General features: G+C 39.4%; 14 protein-coding genes. 8 read left to right on the top strand and 6 right to left on the bottom strand.

Features of this window, described 5'->3' with window-relative positions; translation table 11 throughout:
* Nucleotides 1-114: 114 nt before the first annotated feature.
* Nucleotides 115-1,389, top strand: a complete 1,275-nt coding sequence (locus tag FZF08_RS25095) for a D-alanyl-D-alanine carboxypeptidase/D-alanyl-D-alanine-endopeptidase (RefSeq protein WP_159475259.1) — start codon at nucleotides 115-117, stop codon at nucleotides 1,387-1,389.
* A 7-nt stretch (nucleotides 1,390-1,396) separates the two neighbouring features.
* Here FZF08_RS25095 and FZF08_RS25090 read toward each other — a convergent pair whose 3' ends face one another.
* Together FZF08_RS25090 and FZF08_RS25085 are read right to left on the bottom strand one after the other, a co-directional pair.
* A complete protein-coding gene (locus FZF08_RS25090) occupies nucleotides 1,397-3,094 on the bottom strand; it encodes a hypothetical protein (RefSeq protein WP_159475258.1) in 1,698 nt (565 codons plus the stop codon).
* Nucleotides 3,095-3,254: 160 nt separating this feature from the next.
* A complete protein-coding gene (locus FZF08_RS25085) occupies nucleotides 3,255-4,274 on the bottom strand; it encodes a toxin-antitoxin system YwqK family antitoxin (protein WP_159475256.1) in 1,020 nt (339 codons plus the stop codon).
* Between the two features lie 96 nt (nucleotides 4,275-4,370).
* Between FZF08_RS25085 and FZF08_RS25080 the strand changes: the two genes are divergently transcribed.
* Together FZF08_RS25080 and FZF08_RS25075 are read left to right on the top strand one after the other, a co-directional pair.
* Nucleotides 4,371-5,312 (top strand): GDP-L-fucose synthase, encoded by a 942-nt coding sequence (locus FZF08_RS25080; RefSeq protein ID WP_159475254.1) that lies wholly within the window; start codon nucleotides 4,371-4,373, stop codon nucleotides 5,310-5,312.
* A 185-nt stretch (nucleotides 5,313-5,497) separates the two neighbouring features.
* Nucleotides 5,498-5,971, top strand: a complete 474-nt coding sequence (locus FZF08_RS25075) for an Lrp/AsnC family transcriptional regulator (protein WP_090340796.1) — start codon at nucleotides 5,498-5,500, stop codon at nucleotides 5,969-5,971.
* A gap of 104 nt (nucleotides 5,972-6,075) precedes the next feature.
* On the opposite strand, the gene FZF08_RS25070 is transcribed toward FZF08_RS25075, so the two are convergent.
* Nucleotides 6,076-7,572: a DUF4301 family protein gene (locus FZF08_RS25070; RefSeq protein ID WP_159475252.1), complete on the bottom strand. Its 1,497-nt coding sequence runs from the start codon at nucleotides 7,570-7,572 to the stop codon at nucleotides 6,076-6,078.
* A gap of 133 nt (nucleotides 7,573-7,705) precedes the next feature.
* Nucleotides 7,706-10,021 (bottom strand): ATP-dependent helicase, encoded by a 2,316-nt coding sequence (locus FZF08_RS25065; protein ID WP_159475613.1) that lies wholly within the window; start codon nucleotides 10,019-10,021, stop codon nucleotides 7,706-7,708.
* Nucleotides 10,022-10,315: 294 nt separating this feature from the next.
* Here FZF08_RS25065 and FZF08_RS25060 point away from each other — a divergent pair, with 294 nt between their 5' ends.
* The 3 genes from FZF08_RS25060 to FZF08_RS25050 all read left to right on the top strand — a co-directional run bounded on the left by FZF08_RS25060 (nucleotide 10,316) and on the right by FZF08_RS25050 (nucleotide 12,638).
* Nucleotides 10,316-10,669, top strand: a complete 354-nt coding sequence (locus FZF08_RS25060; RefSeq protein ID WP_159475250.1) for a hypothetical protein — start codon at nucleotides 10,316-10,318, stop codon at nucleotides 10,667-10,669.
* Nucleotides 10,670-10,989: 320 nt separating this feature from the next.
* Nucleotides 10,990-11,286: a helix-turn-helix transcriptional regulator gene (locus tag FZF08_RS25055; RefSeq protein WP_159475248.1), complete on the top strand. Its 297-nt coding sequence runs from the start codon at nucleotides 10,990-10,992 to the stop codon at nucleotides 11,284-11,286.
* A gap of 137 nt (nucleotides 11,287-11,423) precedes the next feature.
* Complete coding sequence (locus FZF08_RS25050) at nucleotides 11,424-12,638, top strand: hypothetical protein (protein ID WP_159475245.1); 1,215 nt, start codon at nucleotides 11,424-11,426, stop codon at nucleotides 12,636-12,638.
* A gap of 367 nt (nucleotides 12,639-13,005) precedes the next feature.
* Here the strand turns inward: FZF08_RS25050 and FZF08_RS25045 are convergent, their stop codons facing one another.
* Complete coding sequence (locus tag FZF08_RS25045) at nucleotides 13,006-13,200, bottom strand: hypothetical protein (protein WP_159475242.1); 195 nt, start codon at nucleotides 13,198-13,200, stop codon at nucleotides 13,006-13,008.
* A gap of 267 nt (nucleotides 13,201-13,467) precedes the next feature.
* Between FZF08_RS25045 and FZF08_RS25040 the strand changes: the two genes are divergently transcribed.
* Entirely contained in the window at nucleotides 13,468-14,067 is a 600-nt protein-coding gene (locus FZF08_RS25040) for a hypothetical protein (RefSeq protein WP_159475240.1), read from the top strand.
* A gap of 612 nt (nucleotides 14,068-14,679) precedes the next feature.
* On the opposite strand, the gene FZF08_RS25035 is transcribed toward FZF08_RS25040, so the two are convergent.
* Nucleotides 14,680-14,874, bottom strand: coding sequence for a hypothetical protein (locus FZF08_RS25035; protein ID WP_159475238.1), 195 nt, complete (start codon nucleotides 14,872-14,874; stop codon nucleotides 14,680-14,682).
* 244 nt (nucleotides 14,875-15,118) lie between these two features.
* Between FZF08_RS25035 and FZF08_RS25030 the strand changes: the two genes are divergently transcribed.
* The gene (locus FZF08_RS25030) at nucleotides 15,119-16,384 is read left to right on the top strand and encodes a hypothetical protein (protein WP_229216691.1); all 1,266 of its coding nucleotides are present in this window, start codon (nucleotides 15,119-15,121) and stop codon (nucleotides 16,382-16,384) included.
* Nucleotides 16,385-16,666: the final 282 nt, after the last annotated feature.

Genomic DNA, 16,666 nt, shown 5'->3' with positions numbered 1-16,666 from the left:
ATTCAATGGAGTGATTGTTTCGAAAAAATTCGAGCCCGTTAAAAACTAAGGCTGCCCTTTGATCGTTTTTTAGCTGAAACTACTAACTTTACAGTCTATTTTTAACAGATTTCTATGCGCACGCTCCTCTTCCTGATTACTTTACTCTCATTATCTGGCTGCTCGGTTTCCCATTATTTAAAACATGAAATAAAAAATTCTCCGGTTTTAAGCCAGCAGCATACGGGCGTTTCAATCAAAAATCTTACTGGAGACAAGGCCCTGGCTTCTTATCAATCCGACAAATATTTCAATCCTGCTTCCAACACAAAATTGTTCAGTTTCTATGCCGGTTTATGCGCATTGGGCGATTCAATACCCGGAATTGAATATCTTGAATGGGGAGAATTATTGATTATTCGCGGTACAGGTGATCCATCTTTGCTTCATCCGGACCTTCCGAAAAGTGCCGTGATCGATTTTTTGAAAAGCAGAAAAGAGCAAATATTTTTCTCTCCGGTAAATTTTAAAGACGAAAGATATGGACCAGGCTGGGCGTGGAGCGACTATAATGATTCCTATCAACCTGAGCTTTCTTCGATGCCGGTTTATGGAAATATTGTACGCTTTACAGGCATAACAGATAAAATTTTCAAAGTAAGACCTACTTTCTGGAGCAAATCCATGTTAGCCGATACATCCATAAAAGGCATTAAAAGAGAAGAATTTCAAAATTCATTCCATTATTCTGAAAAAGCGATTATATCAGGAAAATCGGTTGATATTCCTGTCCGCATGTCGGATGAGATTACCGTTCAACTTTTGAGCGAGGCTTTGAAAAAGGAAATCAAACTGATTCATATTCCGCTTAGTATTGAGCTAAAAACGATTTATAGCATTCCGTCTGATTCCTTATACAGACGCATGATGTATGTGAGTGACAACATGCTGGCGGATCAGCTGATGTTGTTATATGCCTCTGCAAAAGGTTTGCCCTTGAACAGCGAACAGGCTATTCAGCATATGACAAAAAATTATTTGAGTGATTTACCAGATAGTCTGGTTTGGAAAGATGGCTCAGGATTGAGCCGTTATAACCTTTTCACGCCAAGAACGATTACCGCTTTGTTACAGAAAATCTATGCAAAAGTACCGCAGGAACGTTTGTACAAAATTTTGCCAAATGGAGGAAGTACCGGAAATCTCCGGAATTCATTTAAAGGTGAGGCGCCTTTTGTTTTTGCCAAAAGCGGAAGTTTCAGTAACAATTATAATTTGAGCGGATATCTGGTTACCAAAAAAGGAAAAACCATGACATTCAGCTTCATGAACAACAATTTCACGCGTCCCTCGTCAGAAGTCCGGAAGGAAGTTGAACGGATTTTAACTGAAATTCACCGTAAATTTTAGGGATAAATTATTCCTCTTTCCAGGTTTTTCCAGTAAAATAAATCGTGTTCACACCAGCTTTTCTTACCAAAAGATAAATCCTGTAAAATCCCGGCTCAACGGTTGCGGTGTGAAAAGATGCATAAGCACCTTTATTAAAATACATCAATCTCCTGAGCATTGTTTTGATTGGTACTACTGACTGAGTCTGAGCAGCAGCATAGGTATGATTTACCGATTTCAGTATTACATAAGCTCCGTCAGAATAATCTTTCTCTGTTTTAAAAAAGTCATTTTCAAAGTTTACATTCAGATAATTACCTTCTTTTTTGACAACATCAGGCTGATAACTTTTCGCACACGTTATAGAATCAGAAAGATTTTTGGGATTCCATCCTTCTGCCAGTGGATCGTCTGAATGATAGTAGGCTCGTATTTTTTCAAAATGTGCCTGATCCATGGAAAACATTCTAATACCAAGCCAATCTGCATTGTAACGGGCGTTGAATTCTTGAACAATGGCCATACGGCGATTATTCACAGCCAATACAAAATTACTGTCAAGAATAATCAGGTTTAAAAAGATTGTTAATGGCACAAATGCGGTTACTGCAACACGAAGCCGTGGACGGGAAGTAAGGGACAGGATACCAAAATATAAAGCAATACACCAAAGCGTCGAATACATTCTGTAACGGCCTTTAAACATGCCCTCAAAAGTGTCTGTCGGGATACGTTTGTAGACCAGCGCCAAAGTTGTGATAGCCACAAAAGCCAGAATTCCCATTGCGAATAATGCGCTGGAATTGGTATAATCTGTTTTTCGCCAGGCAGCCTTCCAAAGTGAGACGTATTGTTTTCTAAATAAAAACAATACGGAAAATATCAGGATAAACCCGAAAACCACGGCTGTCGCCAAAACCGAAGGAGTTCCGTCATAAGCTGAAATTGTTGCGATTGAGCCGATAAAACCAAAGTATCCAAGGAAACCTTCTTTAACCTGTTCCGGGTTTGAAAAATCAAGATTTTGGGTAATTGGAGTGAAATCAATAAAATAAATTATTGCAATAACAGCCGTGATAAAAACGGTTATAAAAAAATCTTTTTTTCGTCCCATCAACCAGGCAATCAGACCAATTACCGGAAAAACCATAAGTCCGTTACCATACGTAAACGTGGCGATAACTGCGAAAATAATTGCGATATAATGTTGTTGGGGATGATGTGTTGCGAAATAAATGGAGCTTAACACAAACAATAAAACGCCATAATTACAAAGTGAGCTTACGCCCCAGAAAATATTTTCAAAAGACTGAATATTAAACCAAAGCCACAGCACCGGCACAAAATACCATAAGGATAAACGCAGCTTTTTAAAAACATTATAAAAAACATACGCACAACCCGCCCAGCAAATATTGGCCACAATCATAGGCCAAACCATATTGATTTTTCCAAAAAGTGAATGGAATAAAAGAATTACGGAGCGGGAAAAAACAAGGCGGTGTTCAGGAAAAAGTTCGGTGAGGCGGCGCCAGCGATCTGGCCAGGAAGCATCTTCAAATCCTGGAATAACGCCCAAAATTAAAATATCATCAAATGCTACATAATTGATATTCAGAGCGATGACTTTGAAAACAAAAATGTAGATTACGATCGGAATCAGGCAAAAGATTACTGCCAGCCAGGTTTTACTCCTGGCAAAATTCAGGAAAGTTTTGAACATAAATGAAGTGACTTGTGTTAATAAATGCTGAAAATAATTAATGCTATATTTTCAACTTTTATCTTGTTGATTTTAAGCCATAGCCAAAAGCTAATTGCCACGAGTTTTTTACAAGGCACGAATAAAGCAGAAAGAGGGGAATTTCCCCTCATGATCCTTATTAATTTTCAGTTTCTTCCTCGGCAGACGCACGCGGATCTTTGGTATAATCGTAAAGAAGTTTCCCTTTCTCGTCCCATTCTCTCAAAACAAAAGGGTCGAATTCTTCATCCCAGCTTGATTTTGGGTGTTGAATTTCTTTTTTCCGTTGACGACGGTATTGATAATATTCGACCCAGCGGCCCACTTTTTTGCCATGATCATATTTTCCGCTGACCTTCAATTGCCCTTCGTCATAAAACGATGCATATTCTCCGCTGGTTTCACCAAACGCTACCGGAATCACTTCCTTCATTTTGGTATGCGTAGAATCGTAATACGTGATCCTGGACTCAGCCGGAAACCCTTTATTCCAGATTGCTTTATCAACCAGATTGAACTTTGAATCGTATTTTACCCAGCGGCCATCTTTCACGCCCATGTAATAAAATCCTTCCTCAATCAGATTATCGCCGTTATACTTTTTATATGAACCGTGAAGCAACCTTGATTTTTCCTTATCCTTGATCAGGGCAGAACTTAATTTTTTCGTTTTTGTATCATACCAGCGTGTTTCTGTTGCCCGGGCGTAAATATCAAGCGGTTTGTATTCTTTCAAAACATGAAATAATTCCAGATTGGCCCGGTCTCCGCTACCATACCGAATCGACATTACTTCCATAGGAATGCCTTTGTACATGACTTTGGCAAGTCTTGTTTTTTCTTTCTTTAATTTTCTATCGGCTTTGTGACTCTTGTATTCCTTCACTTTTAATCCTAAATCAGGAATTGTTTCACCAAAAAGTGTAGACAGCGTTGTTGATTTGCTATTCCCGCCAGGCAAAGAAGCATTTACAGCAGGATCCAGCCCTGATATAAATGATTTAATATCTTTCGAGCCTTTTTTTGCATTGACCGAATCCGTATTAGCAGCTTTGGGAAGCCAAGACGGCGGTGAATCTTCTTTTTTGTCAGTCTGCGCCAATGCACCTTTTACAAGGAAAACAGTGACAAAACACCAGACTATTATAACTCTTTGCATGTGTATTGAATTTTTCTTCAGGGTAAGATTGTTACTTTTGTAACGAATTGGGTATTAAAGATATTGATTTTTCAACATACAAATTTACATAAGACATTGGAAAAAAGCGCTAAAATTTATATTGCCGGGCATCGGGGTATGGTAGGTTCTGCAATTCACCGCAGATTGCTTGCAGACGGCTTCAATAATTTTGTATTCCGGACATCTTCGGAACTTGATTTGCGCGAACAGGCTGATGTACGTGATTTCTTTCAAACCGAGCGCCCTGAATATGTTTTCCTGGCCGCTGCGAAAGTAGGGGGGATTATGGCCAACAATATTTATCGTGCTGAATTTTTGTTTGAAAACCTGCAAATCCAGAACAATGTTATTGATAGCGCTTATCGCGCCAATGTAAAAAAATTACTTTTCCTGGGTTCTTCCTGTATTTATCCAAAACTGGCGCCGCAGCCTTTACATGAAGATTCTTTGCTAACAGGTACTTTGGAATCTACGAATGAGCCTTATGCGATTGCCAAAATCGCCGGAATAAAAATGTGCGAAGCTTACCGCAGTCAGTATGGGTGCGACTTTATTTCGGTTATGCCAACAAATCTTTACGGTCCGAATGATAATTACGATCTGAACAAATCACACGTTCTTCCTGCTATGATCCGCAAATTTCATGAAGCAAAAGAGGAAAATAAGCCCTCGGTTGAGCTTTGGGGAACCGGTTCGCCTTTGCGTGAATTTCTGCACGCCGATGATTTGGCAGACGCCTGTTGCTTCCTGATGGAAACATACAGCGAACCGGGATTCCTGAATATTGGCGTTGGAACGGATGTAACCATTAAAGAACTTGCTGAACTTATCAAGGAAACCGTTGGCTATGAAGGGGAGGTGCATTGGAATACGGATAAGCCTGATGGAACGCCCCGAAAATTGATGGATGTCAGCAAACTTCATGCTTTGGGATGGAAACATAAGACCGATTTGACGGAAGGAATTAAAATAACATATCAGGATTTTTTACAGAAAATAGAGGCTTATTCCGTTTAAGCAAATTAATATTAAAGGGCACTTTAAAAATAATACCCAACAATTCAGCACTAAAAAGCCGTTTTACCTATTAAAATTCTTTTTTTTGACAAATTTTCAGTAGAAAGTTATAATTATCTTCGGGAAACTAATTAGTTTTGCAGCGTCCTAAAAAATGGGGCTAACTATAAACCATGTTATAAGCAATGTCTGCTATCATTAAATTAGACCAGATAGACCGTAAAGTACTGGAGATTTTACAAACCAATGCCAAAATAACGAACGCTCAGCTTTCAAAAGAAATCGGGCTTTCTCCGGCTCCAACATTGGAACGTGTTAAAAAACTTGAGCAATCAGGAATTATCAAAAGCTATCACGCACAGCTTGAACCTGAAAGAGTTGGCTTGGGCGTAAGTACTTTTGTACAAATTTCCCTGGTTGGCCATAGAAAAGCTGTTACTGAATCATTTGTTGAAAAAATACATGCAATACCAGAAGTGATCGAATGCCACCACATTACAGGTACAGGCGATTTCTTGTTAAGAGTAATTTCAAAGGATATCAGTACATATCAAAAACTGATGCTGGAAAAAATCAATGAAATTGAAGAAGTAGCAAGTACCCAGACTATGGTTATTTTGTCAACTTTCAAAGAAAGTAAGGTTTTACCAATTCCTTGAAAAAGTACCCCTGACAATCATGATATTCTGGAATTTATTCCAAACAAAAACGTCGAACCCGTAATGGATTCGACGTTTTTGTTTTTACAAATGTTATTTTGACACTACTGATGCTGTTCGCGTAGCAAATCATTTACAGTTTTTACCGGGTTGAAGGTAATCAATGGAACTTCAACAAAAAGAGTATTCCAGTTTGCCATAGAGCCATTCCATAATCCTGGTAATTCCTGTGCTTTAAGCTCTTTTCCGTCTTTAGATTTGTAGGTGACAAATCCTGTCAAAGGATCACGGAATTTCTTTAAATCATAAAGTTGTCCGTCTTTGTTTTTAATCGCACATACCAGATCAACCGGATTAAAGTGTGTTGAATTTTTGAAAATGCCGTTTTGTTGTTCGCTGTCAACATCAACCTGCGCCGATTCAACAATTTGTAATGAAGAAGATCCGTCTGCATTTTCTGCCCAGAATGGTCCGCCACCAGGTTCTCCCTGATTTTTTACCATACCGCAGGCACGCAAAGGGCGATCCAGTTTACCAATAAAATATTCTGTTTTCCTGTCATCTGACCAACTTTCATACGTTGCCGGAGGAACTACACACAATTCATTTCTGAAAAACGAATCCAGCTCAGCCAGTAACGATGCGTCTGCTCCATTCCCCAGTTTCGCCAGATAGCTGAATATTCTTTTTTGGAAATCCAGAACAATTCCGGCCAGTGCCTTTTTATACGTTACTGTATCTCCCTTAATTCTGTCAGGAACTACGTTATCAATGTTTTTGATAAAAATAATATCAGCATCCAACTGGCTTAGATTTTCCAGCAAAGCGCCATGACCAGCCGGACGAAATAACAAACCGCCATCTTTTTCACGGAAAGGCGAGTTATCCATGTTTACAGCGATGGTATCTGTAGCGCTTTTTTGCTCTGAAAACGATACCATATAAGTCACACCAAATTCGCTTTGATAGGTTGGAAGAACTTCCACAACCAGTTTTTCAAATTTATCGCGGTGTTCAGGAGATACTGTAAAATGGATCTGAACATTACTTCCGGCGTTTGCATAATGCGCACCTTCTACCAAATGTTCTTCCAAAGGTGTACGTGAGCTGCTTTCGTAATTATGGAATTTCAACAATCCTTTTGGCAATTCTCCGTATCCTAATCCTTTGTTATTCAAGAAATAAGCTACGATTGTGTTTTCGTCAGCCGTTGTGATATCGATTCCATCAGATGCCAGAGAAGTTTTTAAATCTTCATAAAAAGCAAATTCTGTCAATCTCGCGAAAAACTCGTCAACCGATTTATCTTTCTTGTTTTCCTGTAAAAAACTGAATAACGACTTAAACATACGTGTCGCAGCACCTGATGCCGGCACAAATTTCAACAACGCAATTTCTCCGTCCGCCGAACTTTTATCGAATTCTTTTACCACTTTTTCAATTTGCTCGTCGGTTAGGCGGATAATTCCGTCGCCAACGGTTGCAGCTTTTGAAAGATGTAGAAATGGAAATCCATTTACAAAATAATGCACTTGCTCTTCCACTGTCGTGGCATCACTTCCGCGTTCCTGAATCTGTTGAAGGTCTTTCTCGATGAACATAATTTAATTGGTTAAAAAATCAAATAATTAGAACATCGCCACAAGAGTATTAACGGATTAATAAAGTCTTGTGGCGGTGTATGGTTTATTAGGTAAAGTCTTCGTTGATCGTACTATAACTATCGAATACGATTTATTTCACTATTCTTAATTTGGCGAAACTTAGCAATAAAGTTTTGTCACCGACTTTATCAAATTTAACAGTGGCTTTCCGATCCGTTCCGTTTACATCCATCTTAACAACCGTGCCAAATCCAAATTTGGAATGTTCCACCTTATCGCCTTCTACAAGCCCGTGCGTATCACTAGGTACAAAATCCGAAGATGGTGTGTGAGATGATGTGGCAGTAGCCGGTCTTGGTTCCGTCGGTCTCCTCGGACTTAGATTTTTGACAAAAGACATCGGTGAGGAAGAGGACCCTTCACGACCAATTTCTCTTTGGAAAGACTGAGAAATATTCAAATATTTTGCATCAACTTCAAGCAAAAACCGGCTTGGTTCGCACATTTTCAGTCGTCCCCACTGGTAACGGCTTTCCGCATAAGAGAAAGTAAGTTTCTGTTCGGCCCGGGTAATCGCTACATAGAACAAACGACGTTCTTCTTCCAGATCCTGGCGACTTTCGAGCATCATCTGACTTGGAAAAAGGTCTTCTTCCAAACCTACAATGAACACATTTCTGAATTCCAGACCTTTCGCCGAGTGAATTGTCATCATCGTAACGCGATCATTATCTTCGTTTTCATCCGGCTCGTCGGCATTTGTCAAAAGCGAAACGGATTGAAGAAAAGCACTTAATGTTTTGTCTTCATTCTCTTCACTATCAACAAATTCCTTGATCGCATTCAGCAATTCCTGAACGTTTTCGTAACGCGAAAGTCCTTCTACCGTTTTATCTTCATAAAGATCTTTCAGTATTCCGGAAACTTTTGCAATATGTGCTGCAACTTCAAAAGCATCTTTTCCAGCCTCAATCATCAGCTTAAAACTTTTGATTAAAGTACCAAACTGTTCAATTGGTGTTATCGTCCGGCCGGTTGCATAGTTTCCAATATTACTTACAACTTCCCAGATCGGAACATTATTTTCCGCCGCTGTTACCGTAATTCTGGCAACAGTTGTATCTCCAATCCCACGTTTTGGAAGATTAATAATCCTTTTGAAAGCTTCTTCATCACGTTGATTAACCGTAAAACGCAGGTATCCTAAAATATCTTTAATCTCTTTTCTTTGATAAAAAGACTGACCTCCGATAATCCGGTACTTAATTCCCAGCTTCCGAAGCGCTTCTTCAAAAGAACGCGACTGTGCATTGGTACGATATAGAATAGCAAAATTCTCGTTTTTAAGCGATTTCTGCATTTTTTCTTCAAAAATCGCTCCTGCAACCAAACGTCCTTCTTCATTATCCGAACCTGCTTTAATCACATCAATCATTGAACCTTCCTCATTTACAGTGAAGGTTTCTTTTTTCAACTGGGATTTATTTCGGGCAATGACTGAATTTGCAGCATTAACAATCGTACTTGTTGAACGGTAATTCTGTTCCAGTTTTATGGTTTGAACATCCGGGAAATCCTTTTCAAAATTCAGGATGTTCTCAATATTGGCTCCACGGAAAGCATAAATACTTTGCGCGTCATCACCCACAACCACTATGTTTCGGTTGACCGCCGATAATTTTCTTGTAATAAGGTACTGCGAAACGTTGGTATCCTGAAACTCATCCACCATCACGTGCTGGAATTTGTGCTGATATTTATACAACACATCAGGAAAATCGCGGAACAAAACATTGGTATTGAAAAGCAGATCATCAAAATCCATCGCATTCGCCTGAAAACAGCGCGTTACGTAGGTTTTGTAAATCCGCCCGATCTCTTTCATTTTTGCAGCTTCATCATCCGCCTGGATTACAGCGTTATTGATATAATCATCCGCAGAAACCAGTCTGTTTTTGGCTCCCGAGATCCGGTTATAAACCACATTGGCTTTATAAACTTTGTCATCCAGATTATATTCCTTTATAATACTGCGTAATAATGACTTGGAATCATCGGTATCATAAATCGAAAAATCACTGGTATAACCCAGATATCTCGCCTCTATCCGCAGAATTTTTGCAAAAACAGAGTGAAAAGTACCCATCCAGATATTTCTCGCTTCCGTTCCGACAGCACCTTCGATACGTTTCCGCATTTCCCCGGATGCCTTATTTGTAAAAGTCAGGGATAAAATACGAAACGGGTCTACACCATTTTCAATCAAATGGGCAATCCGGTAAGTAAGTACTCGTGTTTTTCCTGAACCGGCACCGGCAATGATCATTAATGGTCCATTTCCATAAACCACAGCCTGACGTTGCGGTTCATTCAGTGTATCTAAATATTCTGGCTTGCTCAATCTATCTTCCTCCTTATATATATTGTTCGTATCCGTATGCCACATTTTCATCCGGCAAAACCCAAAGTTAGGAAAAACCATCAAATGCACTCTTTTCTATTCTTTATATGACAAAGAGTTTACAATCATTTTACAAGAAAATTAAAACATCCTGACAAATAGAACGTCTGCGTTCCGTTATTGGTTTTGATTAAACAAAAACAAACCGGAGATTTGATTACCAGTCCATAATTCGCTGTGATTTTCTTTCCTATATATATAGATGTAAAGTATTCTACGGATATAATAGGTCATCGGGTTAAGTTTTGACTGATACATGTTAACAGACCAAGAACTTATATGAGCACATTAAATATAGAGGACCAGCCTCTCGAAGCACAATGGGAACACATGCTTCAAACTTTGGAAGAATTATTAGGCAAACGCCCGGCTGATTTGAATGGCGTCTTGTTTCTAATAGGTGTACAAGAATTGGGGCAGGGTGCAAAAAGATTTACAAAGGAGCAAAAACAGGATCTTATGCATATAGGAATATGTAAGGTGTTAAGCTTGTCTTCATATTATCTGTTTGAAAAAAGGGATAAAGACGGCTGGCCGCATTATATATTGAACAGGGCATTACCACAAGGTGGTATTGACAAGCAGGAAGCGCTTTTAAAAATGCATGTAATTGAGTATTTTAAAGGTATATAGTTGTTCCTACAAATATTGCTTGCTATTGTAGAATACTTTTAGTTTTTTTGATAAAGTTGTCGCATTACCTGGATAAGTATTCGACTAAATTTGCTTCGACGTTGTGAAAAACAGATTGGATAATCATTCATTTTGTTTTACACATTTATGAAAAATACTTTTCCCGAAAACAACTTATCATTCTACAATCAGGACGATTGTTTCTACGCTCTTAACCAAAGAGTTTGGGAAGTGTTGGTATTAACCAATGCTCTTCCGAATCAAATGTATCGCAACAGAATGGGCCAGAATATGTCCACATACTTTAACTATGGGGTCATATGAGCGATAAACAGGACGAGACAGGACAATTGTCAATATCATCCCTTTACAGCCTTACCCACACGGAATGGAAGGTTTTGATGTTCATAGCGCGTGACTTGCCCAACGCGGATATAGCTCAAATCTTGTCGATTGAAATAAAAAGCGTTCACAACTATCGTAGCCGGATTGGTGATAAGTTGAATGTAAAGGGATATTCCAAACTGGGTTGTCTTGCCCGCCGCAATTGCAACGAATTGCAGAAGTTGTATAATGACTGGCACGGCAATGCCCCTTCCTTCCATAAATTTGATTAATCGTATTATTTATTGTTTTTATCTAAAAAACTGAGGTATTTTTGCTCTTTTTTGCCGGAGAGGATAGTTTTAGGTTTGTAAAGTCATGACACAGGTATCTTGTTTTACATTATCCAACAATCTAAATCAAATCAAACATGAAAACGCTATTTACCGTTTTGTTAAAAACAAGTGTGTTCAGTTTAATCATTGTTGCAGCCTTTCTGCTCTGTTTAACCATTGGCTGTGAAACAACCCCGACAACGGAGAATTTACCCCAGTCCAGCCTTTTCAAAGTAGGCAATATTGAGCTTGATGTAGTGAACATGACAAAATCAGAAGCTAATATAGGTGAATACGATCCGGAAAAGCCAAATTTTTCACAGGTCCGCCTCGATCTTAACTCGGAAATGGCAGAGGTACTCACCAAAAAGCTGGAATCGCATTTCAATCAATCATTTAGTTACAAAGGTCAGCAGCCAAAATTTATTACCTTATTCACAACCAAATCAACCACAGATATCGGGTTATCTGATATACAGGGTATTAGCGTGATGACCATTCAAAATTCCGGATTATACCACAACCTTTATACCGTTAGTGGAAATTCATTGAAGAAGGATGATCGGTTTAGCGTATATACGGAACATGTGCGCCTTGCGGAAATGAATTGGTTAGGAGCGGTCGTATTTAAAAACCCTTCTATCAAATGGACAATGATCAATATGTCAGATCTGAGAACTTCCGCTTTGAACGCCGCCAGAACTACGGAAGAAACATACCCAGCGTATAATCTTGGTACCGCCATCACAAATGCATCTGATGTTAATTTCGTGACAATGTCCGATTGTACATCGTGTGGCGACCCAACCGCCGCCGTTTGCGAGTGGGTTAGTAGTATTAATGATTTTAAATGTAATGTTATGAATTGGGGCGGGCCATGTGAAGAAAGCGAAATAAACGCGCAGATCGGTGCAACTAACGCCCGTACGGCATCCTTAAACAATGAAGAGGCATATAATTTTCGGGATCATTTTTTAAGTAAAACAGAAAAGGGCAGAAGTTATATCAATTTTTATTATGCCATTTCCAAGGCTGCCATACAGAGTAAAGCAATAAACAAAAAAAGCGTAGGGCAGCATTTCGATTTTGCTGTTAAAGTTCACGGTATAGCACAAAAGCTCCAATCTGGCTCTGATGCAGAGATTGTGTATAAGGAAGATTTCAAAAAAGAGGCGCAGTCTTTTATTAACAACTACCGTACGCTGTCAAAAGATAAAGCGTATTTAACTGCGCTGGCAACGATTGAGAAAGACCTGCACCGGTTTAATGGTAAGTCGCGCAAGGAGATCCTTCTTTCGATTGGCAAATGAATTCTATACCATTGTTTCTACAAAAGTATTTTAGCCGGGCAGCGTTGTCCGGCTATCTGCTTGCCTTTATCCTATGGGTGCTTTATACCAATGTTCTTCGTATTTTGCTAGGTTCTCTGCTCTATCCCTCCTATAAGCGGCAGTTTTTGCTCAGAGCATTTGTTTGTAATAAAGGGGGAGGAAATATCACTGCAATTACTTATCTTTTTCTTGGCTTTATATTGCTAAAGCTGCTTGTAGTAGTAATCCTTTTTTTTCTATTGAAGACCAAGTATCTCAAAGTATTGCATGGGTTCTTGACATACCTTCTTACCATAGAATTCACTGTCTGTGTGCTCTATTTTATTTTACAGATAGTTTCTCTGGTCTACCCCTTTCGTCCGAGCTCCTTTTTTTTCGCCGCGGAGCCATTCCACTTCTTTTTTTCGATCTGGAAAATGGATCCCTGGCCGGCTTTTGCATTGATTGGCTTGGTTTCAGGTTTACTACTTAACCGGCTTGGCTTGTTTTCAAAAAAGGATATGACCATAAAGATCACGCTGACGATACTGTCATTTGCCATCCATGTTATCTTGCTTCGACTCGCGTTTGGGCATTTGTAAGGACTTAATATATCGCCATTAAGGTTCTTGTATTTCTCAAAAATATCTATCTGACTTTAAGGAAAAAATGGGGTTCTGGGAAGATTAAAAAAACACACAATCTTTTATTTAACAACTATTATGCTGTCAAAAGATAAAACGTATTTAACTGCGCTGGCCACGATTGAGAAAGACCTGAACCGGTTTACCGGCAAGTCGCGCAAGGAGATTCTTCTTAACATGGGCAGATGAATCGTATAGCTCTGCTTGTACAAAAGTATTTTAGCCGGGCAGCGTTGGCCGGCTATCTGCTTGCCTTTATCGTATGGGTGCTTTACAATAACGCACTTAGCATTCTGGTAAGCTTCCTGTTTTATCCATCCTACAAGCTTCGGATTGAAATCAGAGGGTTTATTTGTAGACTTATGGATACCTCGGAAGCTATTTCTTTTTTTCTTTGGTTTACTTTGCTAAAACTGTCGGTGCTCATAATCCTGTTCCTTCTATTAAAAACCAGCTATCTCAAAGTATTTCATGGACTATTGAGATATCTTCTTACAATAGAATTCACAGTCTGCGTCCTCTATTTTATTTTACAGATAGCGTCACTGGTTTATCCTTTCCATGTGAGCTCCTTTTTTTTCGCTGTCAGCCCATTAACAATCCCTTTTGTGATCTGGAAAATGGATCCCTGGCCAGCTTTTGCATTGATTGGTTTTGTTTCCGCTTTTTTACTTAACCGGCTTGGCTTGTTTTCAAAAAAAGATATAATTATAAGGATTGCGCTAACGGTATTATCATTTTTGATCTATGTTATACTGCTTCGACTTGCGTTTGGCCATTGGTAAAGGGATGGAGAACCAGCATTTTGATTTGGCCGCTGAGGTTCTCTTTGTATGTCTCAAAAATTCGATCTGTCTCTAATTAGAAAATTGAGTACTGGGAAGATTTCAGAAAAAAACACAAACCTTTATTTAACAACTACCGTATGCTGTCAAAAGATAAAACGTATATAACTGCGCTGGCAACAATAGAGAAAAACCTACACCAGTTTGATGGTAAGTCGCGCAAGGAGATCCTTCTTTCGATTGGCAAATGAATCCTGTATCGTTGTTTCTACAAAAGTATTTTAGCCGGGCAGCTTTGTCCGGCTATCTGCTTGCCTTTACCGTATGGGTTTTTTATACCAATTTCCTGCGCATTGTGGTAGGCACCCTGCGCCACCCTTCCTATAAACGGCAGCTTTTACTAAGAGCTTTTGTCTGCAAGATCTTGGATCCGGCGCCAACCATTTCTTTTTTTATATGGTTCATTTTGATGAAGCTGGTTATACTTATGACCTTATATTTTTTATTAAAAACTAGATATCTCAAAGTTGTTCATGAGCCCTTGAAATATCTTCTTACCATAGAATTCACTGTATGTGTGCTCTATTTTATTTTACAGATAGTTTCTCTGGTCTACCCCTTTCGTCCGAGCTCCTTTTTTTTCGCCGCGGAGCCATTCCACTTCTTTTTTTCGATCTGGAAAATGGATCCCTGGCCGGCTTTTGCATTGATTGGCTTGGTTTCAGGCCTTCTACTTAACCGGCTTGGCTTGTTTTCAAAAAAGGATATGACCATAAAGATCGCGCTGACGATACTGTCATTTGTCATCCATGTTCTTTTGCTACGGTTCGCGTTTGGGCATTGGTAAGGGATGGAGAACCAGCATTTTGATTTGATCTATATATTTTCAAAACCGGGTAAAGTGTTCATAAAGAATGATATGAAACCCTGAATTATCTTTGTACAATCAGAATATTATTAGAATATTGCATCTTATTTTTCACACACAATATCTTGCAATATTTATATCATGAACAACTCGTCTTTATTATCTTTAATATGCCTTTCAATAGTGTCTGCCTTATTGGAAGGTTGCTCTCTCAGAAAGGACGAGGTAAAGCAACCACAGTTCAGGCTGACGTCTTCTGAAAAAATAGTATTCAATTCCTTTGTGGATTGTAATATGGCAGAAGCCTGGATTGGTGATACCTTCAGAATCTTCCCAGGAAAATACGGTGAAGACCCTCTTTGGGGTGATGCGAAGGATCTCAAATTTGCCAATGGGCGCAATGCCGATGAAGCATTTAAAAGTAATCCCAGCCAATTTTCAGATCCTGTGCTGCCAAAAAATGCTTCGGTTGGCAAACAGGGTTTGCATGGAGCAGTATGGTTTGAAACCGTTTATCAGGAACCGCACGATAAATCAGGCAACACCCTTTACGCCGTTTATCATAATGAAAATTATCCATCGACACTCCCCTACGATTCATTAACCAAGGAAGGATATAAAAATGAAAAGTGGCCTCAGGGGTTGAGAGGGTCCGAAAGCCCCGCAGCGGTGTGCAGGATCGGGATTATGAAATCAACAAATGGGGGAAAAAGCTGGGACAACAGAGGTATTTTCATTGAAGATCTTAATCCCAGAATGATTTCAAAACCTAACAATATCTCCAACACATTTGCAGGTGGCGTTGGTGACCCATCCGCCGTGGCAAGCGGAGAATACCTTTACCTATTCTATGGAGAGTATGGCTACCCCGGTATTTACGATAAAAGTACCTATAAGATGGAAACTGAATGGAGTGGTCAGTGCATAAGCGTAGCACGTATTGCGCTAAAAGATCTGGAAAACCCGCAGGGGAAAGCAAAAAGATGGGATGGAACCGGTTTTGGTGCAGCTTATAACAGTTTTGGAAAACCTATAAGTAAATTGCAAATACCATTAAAGGCCGGAGGAGGCCCCGCATCGTCTGCAACAGGTGGGTTTTATTGGGGGCCATCTGTCAGCTGGAACACCTATCTGAATTGCTGGGTAATGTTAATGGCCAAGGTAGTCGGAAAATCATGGCAGGGTAGCCAGGTTTATATTTCCTTCAATAAAAACCGTGATCTGGGAATTGATGCAAACAGCCAAAACTGGTCAGAGCCACAACTTCTGTTTGACAAGCCAGGTTATATCCTTTGGTATCCGTCTTTACAGCCTCTTGGTACACAAGAGCATGTTGTGGCAAGATACACAAGCCTCAGGCTCGGGAAAAAGGCTCGTTTCTTCGTTAAAAGAATAAAGCCAGGTGATGACCAATACGCATCGGAACATACGGTAGAGTTTTTTAGGTAGACCCAACCGTATGAACCCTCACTTTCCGAAAATACTATTAAGCAATAAAAAAAATCACAACTAAACTTATGACGATTAGGGAGTTATAAAAAAAGATAAAATTATTTTCATTTTTTTTCTTCCGGCACTTGCATCTTAAAAATAAATGTAGGACTTTTGCACTCCCAATCGGGTAGTACGGCGCTGAGAACGATCATCGCCACGAGTTTCGGAAGACGCGAAGCAAAGTTCTTTGACATGATGAAGAGAGTAACAAGATAGTACGTTTAAGAAGATAACGTG

Origin of the sequence: Dyadobacter sp. 3J3, assembly GCF_009801115.1 — a bacterium.
In the GTDB taxonomy this organism is placed as follows: domain Bacteria; phylum Bacteroidota; class Bacteroidia; order Cytophagales; family Spirosomataceae; genus Dyadobacter.
Note: the sequence above shows the minus strand (reverse complement) of the source record. Positions and strands in the feature narration are given on the sequence as shown.